The 17,135-nt window shown below is 65.5% G+C and carries 15 protein-coding genes; 6 read left to right on the top strand and 9 right to left on the bottom strand.

What is annotated here, in order from left to right; all coding sequences use genetic code 11:
* Positions 1-4: 4 nt before the first annotated feature.
* Positions 5-745 carry a GAF and ANTAR domain-containing protein gene (locus CH302_RS17530; RefSeq protein ID WP_170945799.1) on the bottom strand — a complete coding sequence of 247 codons (741 nt, stop codon included), beginning with the start codon at positions 743-745 and terminating at the stop codon, positions 5-7.
* A gap of 116 nt (positions 746-861) precedes the next feature.
* Positions 862-1,887: a zinc-binding metallopeptidase family protein gene (locus CH302_RS17525; RefSeq protein WP_037196161.1), complete on the bottom strand. Its 1,026-nt coding sequence runs from the start codon at positions 1,885-1,887 to the stop codon at positions 862-864.
* Between the two features lie 211 nt (positions 1,888-2,098).
* On the opposite strand from CH302_RS17525, the gene nhaA reads away from it, so the two are divergent.
* Positions 2,099-3,955 carry a Na+/H+ antiporter NhaA gene (gene nhaA / locus CH302_RS17520; protein ID WP_094649994.1) on the top strand — a complete coding sequence of 619 codons (1,857 nt, stop codon included), beginning with the start codon at positions 2,099-2,101 and terminating at the stop codon, positions 3,953-3,955.
* 148 nt (positions 3,956-4,103) lie between these two features.
* Positions 4,104-4,490 (top strand): SdpI family protein, encoded by a 387-nt coding sequence (locus CH302_RS17515; RefSeq protein WP_037196171.1) that lies wholly within the window; start codon positions 4,104-4,106, stop codon positions 4,488-4,490.
* A 45-nt stretch (positions 4,491-4,535) separates the two neighbouring features.
* Here CH302_RS17515 and CH302_RS17510 read toward each other — a convergent pair whose 3' ends face one another.
* Positions 4,536-5,621: a DNA polymerase domain-containing protein gene (locus tag CH302_RS17510; protein ID WP_037196173.1), complete on the bottom strand. Its 1,086-nt coding sequence runs from the start codon at positions 5,619-5,621 to the stop codon at positions 4,536-4,538.
* Between the two features lie 2 nt (positions 5,622-5,623).
* Positions 5,624-6,673, bottom strand: a complete 1,050-nt coding sequence (locus tag CH302_RS17505; protein ID WP_037196280.1) for an ATP-dependent DNA ligase — start codon at positions 6,671-6,673, stop codon at positions 5,624-5,626.
* Between the two features lie 104 nt (positions 6,674-6,777).
* Between CH302_RS17505 and lppU the strand changes: the two genes are divergently transcribed.
* Together lppU and CH302_RS17495 are read left to right on the top strand one after the other, a co-directional pair.
* Positions 6,778-7,377 carry an LppU family putative lipoprotein gene (lppU, locus tag CH302_RS17500; protein WP_037196282.1) on the top strand — a complete coding sequence of 200 codons (600 nt, stop codon included), beginning with the start codon at positions 6,778-6,780 and terminating at the stop codon, positions 7,375-7,377.
* Positions 7,374-8,810, top strand: a complete 1,437-nt coding sequence (locus CH302_RS17495) for an MFS transporter (protein WP_037196175.1) — start codon at positions 7,374-7,376, stop codon at positions 8,808-8,810. Before lppU ends, CH302_RS17495 begins: the two co-directional genes overlap by 4 nt.
* Before the next feature lies 1 nt (position 8,811).
* On the opposite strand, the gene CH302_RS17490 is transcribed toward CH302_RS17495, so the two are convergent.
* Entirely contained in the window at positions 8,812-9,690 is an 879-nt protein-coding gene (locus CH302_RS17490) for a universal stress protein (protein ID WP_037196177.1), read from the bottom strand.
* Between the two features lie 115 nt (positions 9,691-9,805).
* Positions 9,806-10,411 (bottom strand): Rv1733c family protein, encoded by a 606-nt coding sequence (locus CH302_RS17485; protein ID WP_037196179.1) that lies wholly within the window; start codon positions 10,409-10,411, stop codon positions 9,806-9,808.
* 309 nt (positions 10,412-10,720) lie between these two features.
* Between CH302_RS17485 and CH302_RS17480 the strand changes: the two genes are divergently transcribed.
* Positions 10,721-12,247, top strand: a complete 1,527-nt coding sequence (locus tag CH302_RS17480; protein WP_082323883.1) for a bifunctional aminoglycoside phosphotransferase/ATP-binding protein — start codon at positions 10,721-10,723, stop codon at positions 12,245-12,247.
* Positions 12,248-12,262: 15 nt separating this feature from the next.
* Here the strand turns inward: CH302_RS17480 and CH302_RS17475 are convergent, their stop codons facing one another.
* From CH302_RS17475 to CH302_RS17465, 3 genes are all read right to left on the bottom strand, one after another.
* Positions 12,263-13,111 carry a hypothetical protein gene (locus CH302_RS17475; RefSeq protein ID WP_037196182.1) on the bottom strand — a complete coding sequence of 283 codons (849 nt, stop codon included), beginning with the start codon at positions 13,109-13,111 and terminating at the stop codon, positions 12,263-12,265.
* Complete coding sequence (locus CH302_RS17470; RefSeq protein WP_037196287.1) at positions 13,108-13,989, bottom strand: universal stress protein; 882 nt, start codon at positions 13,987-13,989, stop codon at positions 13,108-13,110. The genes CH302_RS17475 and CH302_RS17470 overlap by 4 nt, the downstream gene beginning before the upstream one ends.
* A 148-nt stretch (positions 13,990-14,137) precedes the next feature.
* Positions 14,138-15,160 carry an Acg family FMN-binding oxidoreductase gene (locus CH302_RS17465; RefSeq protein WP_329955325.1) on the bottom strand — a complete coding sequence of 341 codons (1,023 nt, stop codon included), beginning with the start codon at positions 15,158-15,160 and terminating at the stop codon, positions 14,138-14,140.
* 257 nt (positions 15,161-15,417) lie between these two features.
* Here CH302_RS17465 and ilvD point away from each other — a divergent pair, with 257 nt between their 5' ends.
* Entirely contained in the window at positions 15,418-17,133 is a 1,716-nt protein-coding gene (gene ilvD / locus CH302_RS17460) for a dihydroxy-acid dehydratase (RefSeq protein ID WP_037196185.1), read from the top strand.
* Positions 17,134-17,135: the final 2 nt, after the last annotated feature.

The raw sequence follows: 17,135 nt of genomic DNA, 5'->3' as shown, positions 1-17,135 counted from the left end.
GGGCTCAGTCGGTCGATTTCGCAGCGTCGATTACCAGCTGTTCGGCGAGATCGGCGAGTTTGACGTTGGTGTCCTGAGACAGCTTGGCCAGCAATGCGAATGCCGCTTGCGAATTCAGGTTGTAGCGCTCCATCAACATGCCCTTGGCCTGACCGATCAGATCTCGGCTCGTCAACGCGGCTCGGATCTGCTGTTCCTCGCGTGCGGTGGAGAACGCGATGGCCGCGTGCGCAGCGAACAGTGAGCCGATCGACTCGGCCTCGGCACTGAACGCGTCGGTACGGGTGGAGTGCAGGTTCAGTGCGCCGAAGTTGACTCCCTCGACGTAGAGCTGGAAGCAGATCATGCTCTTGACTCCGAGAGCGGACGCCGCGTCGGCGAACAGTGGCCAGCGGGTGTCGCTGTCCATGTCGTCGATCCTGATGGTCGTCTGTTCGATCGCCGATTCGAGGCACGGTCCCTCGCCCAGCTGTTCCTGGATCTTGTCGCAGTGGCCTGCGGGCTCTCCCGACAGCGCCGCGCTGTGTACGAACTTGCCCTGCAGCACGGTGGTGATGGACGCGAACTCTGCAGACGGCACATTGGCCACCGCCGACTCGGTGATGACGGCCAGAACACGCTCGGGATCGGAATGCTGACGCCGCAGCTTCTCCGCGACCTCGGCCAACCGTCGGCTCAGCTCGTAATCGGTGACCGGCGGGCGAGTGCCCGTCGAATCCACTGTCTGCTCGCTGATGGTCGCCACCTCGTCCTGCTACTGCACTGGTCCCGCTACTGCACAGGGCGTACCCCGCATCGGCGGCATGCCGACAACACAGGATACGCCCCGGGCCACGAAGCTCAAGAACAGTTAGCAGAGCATCAGAGTGTGCTGGGTGCGATCAGCGAGTGCACGTACCCGATTTTCTTCACGACGGTCGGCGGCAGCACGAACGGGTAGAGATCCTGGTGGCCCATCGATCGGTTGATCTGGTTCAGCGCCCACGACAACGGCAGCCACCACTCGATGATCTGATCGAAGCCGACGTCACCCGGCAGCGGGCTCTCCAGCGTCGAACCGGCCGGTGCCATGCCGAACGCAGCGGCCGTATCGAGGGTGTCGCGAATGTGGAGGTAGTGCGCGAATGTCTCGGCCCAGTCCTCGGCGGGGTGCATGGTGGCGTAGGACGAGACGTAGTCGTCCTCCCAGTTGGCCGGTGCACCCTCGCTGTAGTGGCGATCGAGCGCGGCCTGGTAATCGGAATCCGGGTCTCCGAAGAGCTCCTCGAACGCCGCGCGATTCTCGCCGTTTCCGACCAGCACCATCTGGTAGTAGTGGCCGATCTCGTGCCGGAAGTGTCCGACGAGTGTGCGGTACGGCTCGGACATCGCCACGCGCAACTGCTCGCGGTGCACGTCGTCGCCCTCGGCGAGGTCGAGAGTGATCAGGCCGTTGTCGTGGCCGGTCATCACCTGCTGATCGGCACTCGAGAGCAGATCGAAGACCAGGCCCGTGGCGTTGTCCTCGTCGCGACCCACGATCGGCAGGCCGAGTTCGGTGAGTTCGAGGACGACGCGGCGCTTGTTGGTCTCCGCGTCCGCGTACGCGGCCATCGCGTCGACGTCGTCGTCGGCGGGGCGAGTGCGGGTGAGCCGGCAGGACACGCAGAGTTCGTCGGCGTCTGCGGTGTCGACGAGCCAGTTGCAGCGGGCAGTGTTGAGGTTGGCGCACATCTTCCACGTGGCGCCGTCCACCTCTGCCTCGGCAACACCGTCGTCGGCCTTGTCGGGGAGCACCAGCAGGGCTCTGCTCGGCAGATGGAAGCCGAGTGCGCTCGAGCAGCTCAGACACAGTGAGTTCTCGAACGACAGCTTCTGTCCGCATTTGCGGCAGATGAAATCACGCATGGATGTTCCTTCGTGGCAGGGGTGAGTCGGACTTGTATTCCCGATTCTCGACGGACTAATGCCGATTACCGAATATGTCGTGCACATCTCTCCCATCACAACACCGGGCAGCTGGCCCGACAACCACACTCACCTGCGTGGAAGCAAAGCGCCGACCGTCGCGTTGGTACAGACTGCTTCACAACACTCTCGGAAGGACACAGGCCGTACGATGGCAGATCAGATCACGCCGACGAGTCGGCCCACGGCACGGTTCGTCGAACGGATCTCCCGGGCTCGCGGGGAGAAGAACAGCGAGACCCTGGCGGCGGGCTTTCTGCTCGCGGCGACGCTGATCGCCCTGATATGGGCCAACTCACCCTTCGGCGAGACCTATCAGTCGTTCTGGCACACAGAGCTGTCGATCACCGTCGGCCGGCACGGCATCTCCCTCGACCTCGCCCACTGGGTCAACGACGGGCTCATGGCGCTGTTCTTCTTCGTCGTCGGCCTCGAGGTCAAGCGCGAGTTCGCGATGGGCGAGCTCACCGATCGATCACGTGCCGCGATACCTATCGTCGCTGCCGTTGCCGGCCTGGCCGCGCCTGCGTTGCTGTTCCTCGCCTTCAATCCGTCCGGGCCCGCGGCTCAGGCGTGGGGCGTCGTCATCTCCACCGACACCGCATTCCTGCTCGGGGCGCTCGCCGTCCTCGGGCCGAAGAAGGCTGCGCGGCTCCGCATCTTCCTGCTCACCCTCGCTGTTGCGGACGATGTGGGCGCACTGGCGATCATCGCGTTCTTCTACACCGACGACCTCGATGTGGTGCCACTGATTCTGGCGTTCGTCGGGCTCGGATTGATCTTCCTGCTGCGCCGGCTCGAGGTGTGGCGCGGCGTGGGGTACTTCGTCGTCGCACTGTTCACCTGGACCGCGATGTACGAGTCCGGAGTCCACCCCACTCTTGCGGGAGTGATGATCGCGCTGATCCTTCCGGTCTACCCGCCGAGACGCACCGAGGTGGAACGTGCGTCGGACCTGACGCGCGCGTTCCGGCAATCGCCCAATCCCGAATACGCCCGCGCGGCTCGCCTCGGACTCGATCGAGCAGTCTCGGTCAACGAACGTCTCATGCGGCTCTATCAGCCGTACACGGCGTTCATCATCGTGCCGATCTTTGCGCTCGCCAACGCCGGAGTGGTGCTGAGCTCGGAGACACTGAAAGCTGCATCGACCTCGACGCTCACCTGGGGCATCATCGCCGGTCTCGTCCTCGGTAAGCTCGTCGGAATCACCGCTGCCTCCGCCGTTTTCGCAAAACTGCGACCGTCGTCCCTGGCTCCCGGACTGACACTGTCGCACATCGCCGGTGGTGCGGCCATGTCCGGAATCGGGTTCACGATCTCGCTGTTCATCATCGACCTCGCACTGGACGACGAACTGCTGGCCGACGAGGCACGCGTCGGCGTGTTGGCGGCCTCGGTCATCGCGGCGGCGCTCGGCTGGATCCTGTTCCGCATCGACGCGAAGATCCACCCGCCGAAAGCCGAAGCGTCGCTCCGCATCCTGCGTCCGGTCAGCGCCAAACGCGATCACATCCGCGGTCCGGTCGACGCACCACTGACCATCGTGGAGTACGCGGACTTCGAGTGCCCGTTCTGCAGCAAGGCAACCGGCAGCGTCGCCGAGGTACGCAAGCATTTCGGCGACGACCTGCGCTACGTCTACCGACACCTACCGCTCGACGACTATCACCCGCACGCCCGCTACGCCGCATACGCCAGCGAGGCCGCCGCAGCGCAGGGCAAGTTCTGGGAGATGGCCGACATGTTGTTCCGCAACAGTGATGCTCTCGAACCCGACGACATCGACGGCTACGCACGCGAACTCGGCCTCGACATGGACAAGTTCGAGGACGACATCCGCACCGGTGATCACGTCGTTCGCGTCGAGGACGACGAACTCGACGCCTCGTCCTCGGACGTGGACGGCACCCCGACGTTCTACCTGGGACGCGGCGACAAGAACCTGACCCGCCACATCGGACCGTACGATGCGGCAACGTTGATCCGGGAACTCGAATCCATGTGAGGGTGGGCCGGGTTGCACGGAACACGGCCGTATCGACCGAATCCCGTCGATACGGCTCCGTAGTGTGCACCCTTGCCCGGCGACTCGAAGTAGACCGAACGGTATGCTGCGGTGAGGCGTATGGCAACCGAGACGGAAGGGATCGACCGTGGACGCAGAATCCGCGCGCGCGGTAACGGGAGCGATCGCGCTGACACTGTTCGTGTTGTCGCTGACGGTATACGTGACCGCACTGGTGACCAAAGACCCGGACCAAGAACCCAATTCGCTGATCGGCATCAAAACGCGGGCAACCAAGTCCAGCAAGGAAGCCTGGGTCGCCGGCCATAGAGCCGCATATCCCTACATGATGGCGGGCGCCATCCATTGCCTCGCATCAGCGGTGTCGATCGCAGGTCTACTGGTCCTGGGCTTCGTCCCCGCCATGGCCATGCTGACGCTCTCGGTGGCCTTGGCACTCGGTGGAGCCGTCATCCTGACCATGAGTGGAATAAAGGCCGATCGCGAAGCGAAAAGACATGCGCGCGTGGGGTGATGGATATTCCGTGCAGGCAGTCGCGAAAGAGAGATCGCAACTCCGTCAGCTCTCGGTGCGATTACCCTCTGCATCCCAGTGCTCGGCAACCTTTTTCGACGGCTGCACGCGCGGCGGTTCGCCGGGCATCTTGGGGTAATCCGGCGGAAAGTTCAGCTCCCCGCCTGGCAGTGTTTCCCACAGGTGCAGAAGGGGTTCGAGGGAGTAGGCCTGCTCGTCCATATCGGCCCACGGGTCTCCGTCCGACACGTAGTCCGGCACCGTGACGAGGTTGTAGTCACGTGGATCGGTGACCTCGGCCAACTGCGACCACGTCATCGGGGTGCTCACCGTCGCGCCCGGTCGAGCGCGCAGACTCCAGGCGCTGGCGATGGTTCGGTCTCGGTTGTTCTGGTTGTAGTCGATGAAGATGCGTTCTCCGCGTTCCTCTTTCCACCAGTTGGTGGTCACCCCGTCGTCGCGCCGTTCGAGTTCTCGGCCCAGACCGATGGCCGCGTGGCGCACCTGCTCGAAGGTGTACTGCGGCTCGATGCGGACGTAGATGTGGATACCCCGATTGCCGCTGGTCTTCGGGTAGCCGCGTAAGCCCAACTCCTCCAACAGCTCTCGGGTCACGTCGGCGACGCGCAGGGCGTCGGCGAACGTGGTCCCGGGCTGCGGATCGAGGTCGAGCCGCAGCTCGTCGGGATGGTCGACGTCCGGTCGACGCACCGGCCACGGATGAAACGTCAGCGTGCCCATCTGCGCCGCCCACACCAGCGCAGCCGGTTCCGAGGGACACAACTCCTCGGCAGTGCGCTTGCTCGGGAACGCGATCTTCACCGTCTCGATCCACTCGGGCGCACCCTTGGGCAACCGCTTCTGGTAGAAGCCGTCGCCCTCCTTGTCCTGGGGGCCGAGCGCCAATCGCATACCCTCGCGATAGCCGTCGGGCCAACGCTCCATTGCGGTGGGGCGGTCACCGATGGCCCGCATCAGCGGCTCACCGACGGCCGCGAAGTACTCGCACACCTGCAACTTGGTGATCTCCGAAGTGCGTTCGGTGGCCTGAAAGATCACGCGATCGGGGCTCGACACGCGTACGTCGCGTTCGCCGGCCTGCACGAACGCCGGTGGCGTTTTCGCGGCCATGGCTATCGTCCTCCGGCAATGACGTCGGCGACGTCGTAGCGCACCGGAACCTCGAGTTGGTCGTAGGCACACGAGCGTGGATCGCGATCGGGTCGCCACCGCAGGAAGCGCGCCACGTGCCGCAGCCGTGCCCCTTCCATCTGGTCGTAGGCCACCTCGATGACCCGCTCGATGCGCACCGGAATCCAGTTGCGGTCGGTCGACGAATTCCAGCGGGTGGCTTCACCGTCGTACGTGACGTCGTCGCCGAGTCGCAGCGGTTCGAGCTCTTCGAGCAATTCCAACCGGCGTTTGTCGGTGAACGCCGACGCACCGCCGATCATCCGCAGGTCGTCACCGTCGTACAGACCGAGCAGCAAAGAACCGATACCGTTGCCGGACTTGTGGATTCGATAGCCGATCAACACGCAGTCGGCAGTGCGCGCATGCTTGATCTTGATCATCTCGCGCTTGTTGGGCAGATAGAGCCCGTCGAGCTTCTTGGCCACCACACCGTCCAGCCCGGCACCCTCGAAACGCTCGAACCAGTCCTCGGCCACTGATGCATCCTCGGTCGCCGAGGTGACGAAGCAACTCTTCGGGTGCGGGCCGACCACGTCGAGCAGTCTCGCTCGCCGCGTCGCGAACGGCTCACTCGTCAGGTCCTCGTCGCCGACGGCCAACAGGTCGAAACCGATGAACTGCGCCGGAGTCTTCTCCGCGAGCATCGTCACCCGACTCGCCGCGGGATGAATTCGTTCGGACAGCGACTCCCAGTCCAGGCGAGTGGAACCGTCCTTCTCGCGGGGTACGACGATCTCACCGTCGACGACGATCTTCTCGGGCAGCTCGGCCTTGATCGCCTCCACCAACTCCGGGAAGTACCGGGCCAGGTCCTTGCCGCCGCGTGACCCCAGCACCACCTCGTCTCCGTCGCGGAAGACGATGGCGCGAAACCCGTCCCATTTCGGCTCGTACGACCACACGGCCGGCCCGTCCTCGGGCTGCGCGGGCACCACTTTCGCGGCTTTGGCGAGCATCGGTGCGACCGGCACGGCAAGAGGAAGATCCACGCAGTTCATCCTGCCTCATGCAGCCGACGAGCGAGTCCGATATTTTCTACACGAGCACGGTCGATGAACACGGCACGCTCGAACCTACGAGGGCAGGACTCACCATGGCGTCATCCAACCGTTCGGTCCGCGCTCTCGTTCTCGCGCTGTCGTCGTGCGCGGCCCTGATACTCGGCGGGTGCGCCTCGGAGGTGTCCGGTACCGCCGTCGCCATCTCCGGTGCCACCATCGCGCCCACCACGACCACCAACCCTCCCACCACCACTCCGACCCCCGAGATGGACGACGGCGGCAGTGTCGACATCGACGTGGAGATCGGCGAGTGCGTCAACCTGGGCGGCACCGTCGACGAGGCGGCCATCGCCAACGCGACCTGCGGATCCCCGCAATCCAACTACGTCGTCTTCGCCAAGACACCGACATCGGCCGAGTGCCCCGAGGACGCCGATCAGTACTACTACGAGACCTACTTCGACATCGAACAGGGAGCCCTGTGCCTCGACATCGACTGGCAGGTCGGCGGGTGCATGGACCTGGTCGGTGAGTTCGCCCAGCGGATCGACTGCGCCACCCCCGGTGCCGACACCCGCCGCGTCGTGACCATCCTGCAGGGCACCTCGTCCGTCGACGACTGCCCCGACCCGGCGCTGTACGGATTCGAGAAGGACTCACGCAACTTCGTCGTCTGCGTCGAACGGTTGTGACCGCCACCGACATCTCGGTCTCGAGCGCTCGGGGGCGGTGGATCGTCGCAGCCACGGTGCTCGGTTCGGCTCTGGCGATGCTCGACGCCACCGTGGTCAACATCGCGTTACCTGCGATCGGTCGCGATCTCGGTGCGGGCGTCACCGGTCTGCAGTGGACACTCAGCGGTTACACCCTGACGTTGGCGTCGCTGATTCTGCTGGGCGGGTCCCTCGGTGACCGGCTGGGGCGCAGGCGGGTGTTCGTCTGGGGCACCGTCTGGTTCGCGGCCGCGTCGGTGCTGTGCGGGCTCGCCCCCAGTATCGAGGTGCTGATCGCGGCGCGACTACTTCAGGGGGTCGGCGCGGCCCTGCTGACGCCGGGTTCTCTCGCGCTGATATCTGCCTCCATCAAGGCCGAGGATCGAGGAGCTGCAATCGGTCTGTGGTCGGGACTGGGCGGCGTGGCGTCGGCGATCGGCCCGCTGCTCGGGGGCTGGTTGGTCGACGCAGTCGGCTGGCGTTCGGTGTTCCTGATCAACATTCCGCTCGCCGTCATCGTGATCTGGGTGACCGCGAAACACGTTCCGGAGAGCCGAGATCCGCACGCATCCGGCCGACTGGACATGCCGGGCGCGGTCACCGTCGCAGCGGCGCTGGGTCTGCTCACGTACGGTCTGATCGAGTCACACACTCTGGCCCTCGCTCTGGGTGTCGTCGCGGCCGGGGTGTTCGTGGTGATCGAGCGTCGCTCGCGCGATCCACTGGTACCGCCGTCGCTGTTCGCCTCACGCGTGTTCCTGGCGGCCAACCTCGTCACCTTCGCCGTGTACGCGGCGCTGGGCGGAGTGTTCTTTCTTCTGGTGTTGCAGTTGCAGTTCGCCGTGGGCTACTCACCGATCGCGGCCGGGGTCGCCACGCTGCCGATCACCGCTCTCATGCTCGTCCTGTCCGCCCGCGCGGGGAGAATCGCCGGACGCATCGGACCTCGTGTTCCGATGACCGTCGGGCCTCTGCTCTCGGCGCTGGGACTGTTGCTGATGTTGCGCATCGGGCCCGGATCCACCTATGCCACAGACGTTCTGCCCGCGGTTGTCGTCTTCGGGCTCGGACTGTCCGCTCTGGTGGCCCCGCTGACCGGAGCGGTTCTGGGTGCGGTGTCCACCGATCGCGCCGGAATCGCGTCGGGCGTCAACAATGCCGTGGCCCGCACCAGTCAATTGCTCGCCGTGGCGGCATTGCCTGCGCTGGCCGGTATCGGAGGCTCCGATTACGCTGCACCGGAGGTGTTCTCGGACGGCTTCCACACCGCGATGCTGATGTGCGCCGGTCTGCTGGTGATCGGTGCCGGCATCGCGGCGGCTCTGATCCGCGGTACCGGCGAGGACGCGTCGAACTGCCCGCCACACTGCGACATCGGCTCACCACCACCTGCCTCGCGTCGGAGCGCGTGACTCACCGCACGATCAGCACCGAGCAGTCGGCGTGGTGGACGAGGTTCTGACTGACCGATCCCAGAATCGTTCCGAGGAAGGCACCCCGGCCTCGGCACCCGACCACGAGCATAGACGCCGACGCGGACATCGCACGCAGGCCTCGCGTCGGGCTCGACTGCGCGCTCACAGTGCTCAGCGCAACATCCGGGTACTTCTCGCGCATGGTCTCCACATGCGTTTCGAGCCAATGCTTTTCGTGTTCGCGAATGCTCACCCAATCGACGTTCTCGAATCCTGTTCCCAGACCTGCCTGAACGGCGAATCCCCAGTAGTTCACCGCGACCACCGGCGTTCCGAGGGTGTGAGCGATCTCGAGAGCAGCACCGAGCGCCCGATCCGACTGCTCACTTCCGTCGACCCCGACCACGATCGGACGCCCGACGTCGGCGCTGTCGCCTGCGTCGCGCATGAGCAGCACCGGGCACGGTGCATGCGTCACGACTCGGAGAGTGTTGCTGCCGAGAGTCAGGTCTCGCAGCGCGCTCGACTTCCTCGATCCAAGCACCACCAGCTCCGCGTCGGCCTTCGACACGTACGAGGCGATGGTTCCATCGGCGGTGAACGTCTCGACGGACACCGCCGGTGCTACGTCGTGAATCGCTGCCTCGGCGCGGGCGAGATGCTTGCGCCCGATCGCACGCAGATCCCTTTCCAGCGCACCGCCGTCGACGAACGCCGCCGATCCGTACCAATCCCCCTCGGGGACTGCATGAATCAAGCGCACGGGTGCGCGCACCTTCGCCGCATAGGCGGCCGCCCACCGCGCTGCGGCGTCGGCCTCGCTCGAGCCGTCGATACCTACCAGGATGGGACGCACGCGGTCGGTGGAATTACTCATGATTCTTCCTCGTCTCGTCGTCGACCGTCGATGCAGTCGAATAGAATCGAACGTAGATCTGCAGTCGCCCCAACATTCAGAGCACTTGGTCCATCATCGAGGTGGCCGAGGTCCCTCATGCCGAATCTCCCTTCGTCCGACCACGTTCGGTCTCGAACTTCAGCCAGTCGCGGTCCCACTGGCGCATCCGCGCTCGCCGGTCGAAGTACCGCGTCGCCTCGAGAGAGGTGGCGACAACGACCGTGCCCACCACCCAGAAGCCGACGGCTGCAGCGATTCCCAACAGCACGTTCGACGTCGCGGACGACGGTTCCGCAACTCGCCTGCCCTCGGCATCGACTCTCGTCGGAACGGTGCCGCCCCGTTCGGTGCCGTCCGGTACGCGAATCTCGTCACTGTGTAGCTGACCCGGCGGCCATTCCCAAGCGACAGTCGCGTAGTGATCGATGACGTCGACGGTGCCACTCGGTTGCGACCGCAGCGTGGGCTCAGTCGTCACCACGGCATCGATCTGTTGAGTGGTAGCGCTCGTTCGGACCGACTCGGCATCGAGATCGGCGTAGGTGAGCGATCCGACCAGCGCGGCGAAGGGAACGAGTCCCAGAATCACCGCCATCGCGCAGGCGAAGGCGAGAGCCGCGGTTCGATCACGTCCCCGCATCAGGGGATTGGTACTCCACGGTGCCAGGCGCCACCAGCGAGCGAAGTCGTATCCGAACACCGCAACCGCCCACTCTCCCTGATCGTGTGTCTGCCCAAATTTTCCGCCGCACACGGGCCCTGCACCAGGGCACAATGTCACGATCACAGCAGGTCACGATCACAGCAGGTCACGATCACAGCAGGTCACGATCCACACCCGAGGTCCGCTGGGCGACCTATGTCCTCGAACCCGGTGACCTAGGTCCGGTGTGGGTGGGCAGCGGTTCTCGTAACGTGTGCCGACGACGGATCCCATCCGACTCGACGACAGCATCGGCGATGCACCACATCGACGTTCGTCGGACCACTCTTCGCCCGGAGGACACCGATGGCCGATCTCGATCAGCGAACGCACCCCACGACGACTACCGGCCCCGATCACGGCTCCGGATGCGTGACCGTCCACGAAACCCACTCCGCCTACGTGATGCTGCTCGGTTCCGTCGCGTACAAGATGAAGAAGGCCGTGCAGAACGACTTCCTGGACTTCTCCACCGTCGACTCACGTTGGCGCGCACTCGATCGCGAATACACGCTCAATGCCCGGTTCGCGCCGGATGTGTATCTGGGTATCGCCGAACTGACCGACCCCGAGGGCGCGCCGCCGGAGCCGTTGTTGAAGATGCGCAGGCTCCCCGAGTCACGAAAGCTGTCCGCGCTGGCACGAAGTGGGGCCGATGTCACCGAGGAACTGGTCGCGATCGCGCGGATCGTGGCCCGAGTGCACAAATTCAGCGCACACGAAAACACGATCGATCGTGCAGGAACCCGTGAGGCTCTCCGTGGGCGATGGGCCGCGAACATCCGCGAACTGCGTGCGCTCCCGCGCCCCATAATCGACCCCGCGGTGATCGACGAGATCGACGAGCGATCGGCCCGCTACCTTGCAGGCAGAGGCTCCCTGTTCGACCTCCGAGTGGCGCAGGAACGCACGGTCGACGGCCACGGCGATCTGCTCGCAGACGACATCTTCTGCATGCCCGACGGACCGCGCATCCTGGATTGCCTCGATTTCGACGACGACCTTCGATACCTGGACGGTCTCGACGACATATGTTGCTTGGCAATGGACCTCGAGTACCTCGGCAGACTCGACGCAGCGCGGTTCGTCGTCGACACCTACCTCGAGGCTGCCTGCGACGCACCACCCAGGTCGCTGGTGGACCACTACATCGCCTACCGAGCCACGGTTCGCGCCAAGGTCGCATGCATTCGCGCTCTCCAGGGCTGCGCGACGTCGACTGCAGATGCCGTCGCGCATGCCCGACTGGCACTGATGCACCTCGAAGCGGCGACGGTGACGACGACTCTTGTCGGAGGGCTTCCCGGAACCGGAAAGTCCACGGTGGCAGCCGAGTACGCTGCTCGAACAGGGGCCCTGGTTCTGTCCAGCGATGTGGTGCGCAAGGAGCTGGCCGGTCTCGATCCGTCCGAGCCACGGCATTCGGGGGTGGGCGAAGGGCTGTACAGCGCGAGCGTCACCGACCATACCTACGCGGAATTGCTCCGTCGCGCACGGGGACTCGTGGCAGCGGGCCGTTCGGTCGTCATCGACGCGACGTGGACCGACCCCAGTATGCGAGAGCGCGCACGCTTGCTGTCCACCCTCGCGCATTCGACCTCGATCGAGATCGAATGCGTCGTGCCGGCCTCGACGTCGTTGCAGCGCATCGCCACTCGCCGTTCGTCGGTGTCCGACGCCACCAGGCAGGTCTACGAGGCGATGACGCGCAGCCGGGCCCCGTGGCCGACGGCACAGAAGGTGTCGTGCGCGGGGACCGTGTCCGAATCGGTGGAGGCTGCACTGGCCGTTCGCTCCGCGGCAGTGCGGCGTTCGGGTGACAGTCGCCGGTGACGAGGCCGGGAGCGGTCAGCGGAACAGGGCAGACACCGCTTCGAGATCGGCGTCGGATCGGTGACCGCTCGAGTCCAGTTCGACGTAGAAGCTCTCGTAGCCACGCGGGTCGGCACCGCGGTCACCGGTACTGCGACGCTCGAACACTCGTGCATCCGGCCACAGGTCCGACACGGCCGTTGCGAGAACATGCCCGTCCGGAGAGACTCCACCGATCGGTCCGTACTCCGCGATCATCACCGCATGGACCACGCCCCCGATCGCGGCTGTGGTCACCGGGAAGACTCTCGGTCCCGTGGCCGTCGGTATGTCGACGGTGATGGACTCGGACCCCAGCACCACCGCCCCCGGCGCCTCGGCTGCGTCGTCGTCGGTCGTCGTTGTGGTCCTCCGCGGTACGTCGTTCGATTTCGGATGGCTACTGCGGTCGGGGCATGTCAGTTCGACGCCCGAGACCGACGTCGGAGCCACTTCGACCAGCCGGTGCATCGGCGGTTCCTCCGAATGCGGCCGCGGCAGAGCCTGTTCGAGGACATCTCGTCGCACGTCCAGGACGGGACGCGCGATACCGTGGACGACAACGGTGGACACTGTTGCGCGAGAGGGATTCTCGTCGTCGAATTCCAGCACGACCGACGAGTCGAGAATGCTACGCCCCAACTGCGACCGCCCCTCGGCGTAGAAGTACACCCGACTCCCGATCCAGATGCAGGGCACGACGTCGACGGTGGGGCCGAAGTGATCGTGGCCGATCAACCGAGCCCGTGTTGCGCTGTGTGCGAGCCGGTTCGCGGTGCTCGCGTCGAGTATGCGACGGCGTTCCTCGTGGTGGCGCGAACGATTCGGCACCGTCCGGTTGGTCATCGGTCCCTGCAGATCATCACCGGGCAGTGGGCATGCCGGGTGAGGTTGTTGCTGGTCGATCCGAACAGGGCACTGGCGACGATTCCTCGCCCGTGACTGCCGACCACCACGATGCCTGCCCGTTTGGACTGCTCTATCAGCAGGTGAGCCGGGTTGCCTTGCTGTACGACATGTTCCACGGTGACGTCCGGATATTTCTCGCTCCACCCGGCAAGGCACTCGGACAGCAACAGCTGCTGTTCACGCTCGATCTCGCTGTCGTCGGGTGATCCGGGGAGGGACAGAGCGGCACCCTGGGACAACGAGCTCCAGGCATGTGCGGCGATCATCGGCACGTCGAACCTCGAAGCCAGATCGAAGGCCTGCTCGACCGCCGCTTCACTCGTCGCGCTGCCGTCGATACCGACGAGGATCGGCGCGTCGGCGGCGTCGATTCCCTCGCGCCACACGATCACCGGGCACCACGCCGTCGTCGATGTCCTCTGTGCTGTGCTCCCGAACAACGCCGACACGATCGGCCCCGAACCGGGGTTGCCGACGACGAGCATGCGCGCGGTGCGCGAGAGTTCGACCATCATGGAGCACGCTGGCATCTCGTCCACGGACGTGGTCACGGCGCTGTGCGGATGCCGGGCCAGCACCGAGGTGGCAACGTCGGTGACGATGCGTTCTGCGGCGCGACGCTGCTCGTCCCAGATGTCGAGGGGAACGACCGATGCGGACTCGCCGAGGTAGAACGCGGGATGCTGCACCGCCCCGGCGATGTGCAGCGGGGCCTTCAGTCGCTCGGCCAGGGTTGCCGCCCAGAGTGCAGCGGAGATGCTGGTCGGCGAACCATCGACGCCCACAACGATTTTCTGATGATGTGCCAGAACCATGGCCATCTCCTGTCCTCGGTCTGGGCGGACCACACGGCCGGGCCCGTCGACGGTCATCCGTTCTCGGATACTCGTGTCCCATTGGACAGCTCGACAGCGAGCGCACCACAGAGCATTTGGTCCCCAGTTTCCGGTCCGTGATACCCGGTCACAGCGGCGTGGTTCTGCGCGAACCCCGAGCCGCACTGCGAGCGGCCACCGACAGCACCGACGACACCGTTCGCCGCGGGGTCGGAGCGAGAGGCGAGCCGATCATCGGCGCACCGATCCGAACGAGCACCTGCGGCACACCCCGGCCGGGGGCCAAGGACTCGACCAGGCGGCGACTGCCAGATTGCTCGGTCATATGTGTGAGAGGGCAAGTAGCGAGTCCATCGGCGGTTGCGGCCAGCAGGAAGGCGGACATGGCCCGCCCGCACTGCAACCAGTCCAGGCGATCGTCGGACGCAGTACCGAGAAGCACCACCGTGGACTCGTCGGTCACCGGCTCTCGTGTTTCCGTTCCACCGACTCGGTGCGGCTCGGGAAAGTCACGGCCCACCTGCACCCTCGATGCCTCTGCGCGATCGGTGAGGGCCTCGGGCGGAATTCCTCCCGATCGGAACGAGTGTCCGGCCCACCACCTGATCTCGGCCTGATACGACGCGTCGTACTTTCGAATGCTTGCGCTCAGCCGCGATGCCGTGGCCAGCGTTTCCTTGGATTCGGCCGACAGGAACGTCGTCCGGATGTCGTCGGCTCCGTCGACCCGCCCCAAGTACCGCGTCGGAATGCGGTTGTCCGGCACCGGACCGAACGCCCGACGATCCGAATGGCGTCGATTGATGGCCGCCAACAGGTCGAACTCGTGCGATCGAGGGTGCGCGTCGTGGGTCAATCGAATACGCGCGAGATGGTCCGGCGCACCGGCCGTCGGCATCGTCTCGACGTCGGCCGTCCACCGAAAAGCCGCGGCTGCGGTACACAGATGGTCCAGCGCTGCCCCACAGCTGAGCACCATCTGCCGCTCGGTCGGGTCGATCGCCCCCAGCAGTCGCGTCCGATCGGTGAACAGGTCGAGTCCGTGTTCGGAGAGAACCCACCTCCACGGCTGACTGTTGTGCACCGACGGAGCGCGACACGCGAGCTCCACCAACATCTCCACCACGGCAGAATCCGGCTGATCGTTCATCATCTCTCCTCGACCTTCCACCGCGAGGCGATGGCTGCCCACCACTGTCGACCCACGCGGGCAGTGCACGACAGGGCCATTGGTCACTGCGGGAGGGGAACTTGCGGTGAAGAAATCCGACCGAGGACTCACCTCGACCACCACTCCTCGTGATGCGCCGAACCCACGGGTTTAGGGTTGACGGTGAATGCGACCTCAGGAGCGGAACCTCCAGGACGCGACCGAGGATCCATATTCGCCGACCGCTCAGGAGTGTCATGACGACCCCGCAGAATCCCCAAGAAGGCATCGACGTCAAGCCGCGCAGTCGCGACGTCACCGACGGACTGGAGAAGACCGCTGCCCGCGGCATGCTCCGCGCCGTCGGAATGGGCGACGAAGACTGGGGCAAATCCCAGATCGGCGTCGCGTCCTCGTGGAACGAGATCACCCCGTGCAACCTCTCGCTCGAACGTCTGGCGAAGGCCGTCAAGAAGGGCGTCCACGCCGCCGGCGGCTACCCGCTGGAATTCGGCACCATTTCGGTGTCCGACGGCATCTCGATGGGTCACGAGGGCATGCACTTCTCGTTGGTCTCACGTGAGGTGATCGCCGACAGCGTCGAAACCGTCATCAGCGCAGAACGTCTCGACGGTTCCGTCCTGCTCGCCGGTTGCGACAAGTCGCTGCCCGGAATGCTCATGGCCGCAGCACGTCTGGACCTGGCCAGCGTCTTCCTCTACGCCGGCTCCACCTTGCCCGGATTCGCGACCCTGTCCGACGGCAGCGAGCACCAGGTGACGATCATCGACGCCTTCGAGGCCGTCGGTGCCTGTTCGCGCGGATTGATGTCACGCGCCGACGTCGACACCATCGAACGCGCCATCTGCCCCGGCGAAGGTGCCTGCGGCGGAATGTACACCGCGAACACGATGGCCAGCGCAGCCGAAGCGATGGGAATGTCGCTGCCCGGCAGCGCATCTCCCCCCGCTCCCGATCGCCGACGCGACGGATTCGCACATGCCAGCGGCGAGGCCGTCGTCGACCTCTTGCGACGCGGCATCCGCACCAGCGACATCCTCACCAAGGAAGCATTCGAGAACGCCATCGCCGTCGTCATGGCCTTCGGCGGCTCGACCAACGCGGTGCTGCACCTGCTCGCCATCGCACACGAGGCGCAGGTGGATCTGACCCTCGCCGACTTCACCCGCGTCGGCGCGAAGGTTCCGCACCTGGCCGATGTCAAGCCCTTCGGCAAGCACGTGATGACCGACGTCGACGCGATCGGCGGAGTTCCGGTGGTCATGAAGGCTCTGCTCGACGCCGGCCTGATGCACGGCGACTGCATGACGGTCACCGGAAAGACCGTGGCGGAGAACCTCGCTCACATCGCACCCCCGGATCCCGACGGCAAGGTGCTGCGCGCACTCGACAAGCCGATCCACCCGACGGGCGGCATCACCATCCTCGAAGGCTCACTCGCCCCCGGTGGGGCCGTGGTCAAGTCCGCGGGCTTCGACTCCGACGTCTTCGTCGGCACCGCACGCGTTTTCGAGCGTGAACGCGCGGCCATGGACGCCCTCGAAGACGGCACCATCGCAGCGGGCGACGTCGTGGTCATCCGCTACGAGGGACCCAAGGGCGGACCGGGGATGCGCGAGATGCTCGCGATCACCGGAGCCATCAAGGGTGCGGGACTCGGCAAGGACGTCCTGCTGCTCACCGACGGCCGATTCTCCGGCGGCACCACCGGCCTCTGCGTCGGACACGTGGCACCCGAAGCAGTCGACGGCGGCCCCATCGCCTTCGTCCGCGACGGTGACCAGATCCGACTCGACGTCGGCAAGGGCACCCTCGACCTACTCGTCGACGCAGCCGAACTGGACTCCCGCGCACAGGGCTGGGCACCACTGCCGCCGCGCTACACCCGAGGAGTGCTGGCCAAATACTCCAAGCTGGTCGGATCGGCGTCGAACGGCGCGGTACTGATCTAGCC

It is taken from the genome of Rhodococcus sp. 15-2388-1-1a, assembly GCF_002259145.1.
GTDB lineage: Bacteria > Actinomycetota > Actinomycetes > Mycobacteriales > Mycobacteriaceae > Rhodococcoides.
This window is presented reverse-complemented; position numbering and strand designations above follow the sequence as displayed.

Excerpts from the sequence above, each read along its gene's own strand:
- ilvD (WP_037196185.1), top strand. The coding sequence starts at position 15,418 with ATGACGACCCCGCAGAATCCCCAAGAAGGCATCGACGTCAAGCCGCGC.
- CH302_RS17490 (WP_037196177.1), bottom strand. The coding sequence starts at position 9,690 with ATGAGTAATTCCACCGACCGCGTGCGTCCCATCCTGGTAGGTATCGAC.
- lppU (WP_037196282.1), top strand. The coding sequence starts at position 6,778 with ATGGCGTCATCCAACCGTTCGGTCCGCGCTCTCGTTCTCGCGCTGTCG.
- CH302_RS17480 (WP_082323883.1), top strand. The coding sequence starts at position 10,721 with ATGGCCGATCTCGATCAGCGAACGCACCCCACGACGACTACCGGCCCC.
- nhaA (WP_094649994.1), top strand. The coding sequence starts at position 2,099 with ATGGCAGATCAGATCACGCCGACGAGTCGGCCCACGGCACGGTTCGTC.
- CH302_RS17475 (WP_037196182.1), bottom strand. The coding sequence starts at position 13,111 with ATGACCAACCGGACGGTGCCGAATCGTTCGCGCCACCACGAGGAACGC.
- CH302_RS17510 (WP_037196173.1), bottom strand. The coding sequence starts at position 5,621 with ATGGCCGCGAAAACGCCACCGGCGTTCGTGCAGGCCGGCGAACGCGAC.
- CH302_RS17470 (WP_037196287.1), bottom strand. The coding sequence starts at position 13,989 with ATGGTTCTGGCACATCATCAGAAAATCGTTGTGGGCGTCGATGGTTCG.
- CH302_RS17525 (WP_037196161.1), bottom strand. The coding sequence starts at position 1,887 with ATGCGTGATTTCATCTGCCGCAAATGCGGACAGAAGCTGTCGTTCGAG.
- CH302_RS17465 (WP_329955325.1), bottom strand. The coding sequence starts at position 15,160 with ATGAACGATCAGCCGGATTCTGCCGTGGTGGAGATGTTGGTGGAGCTC.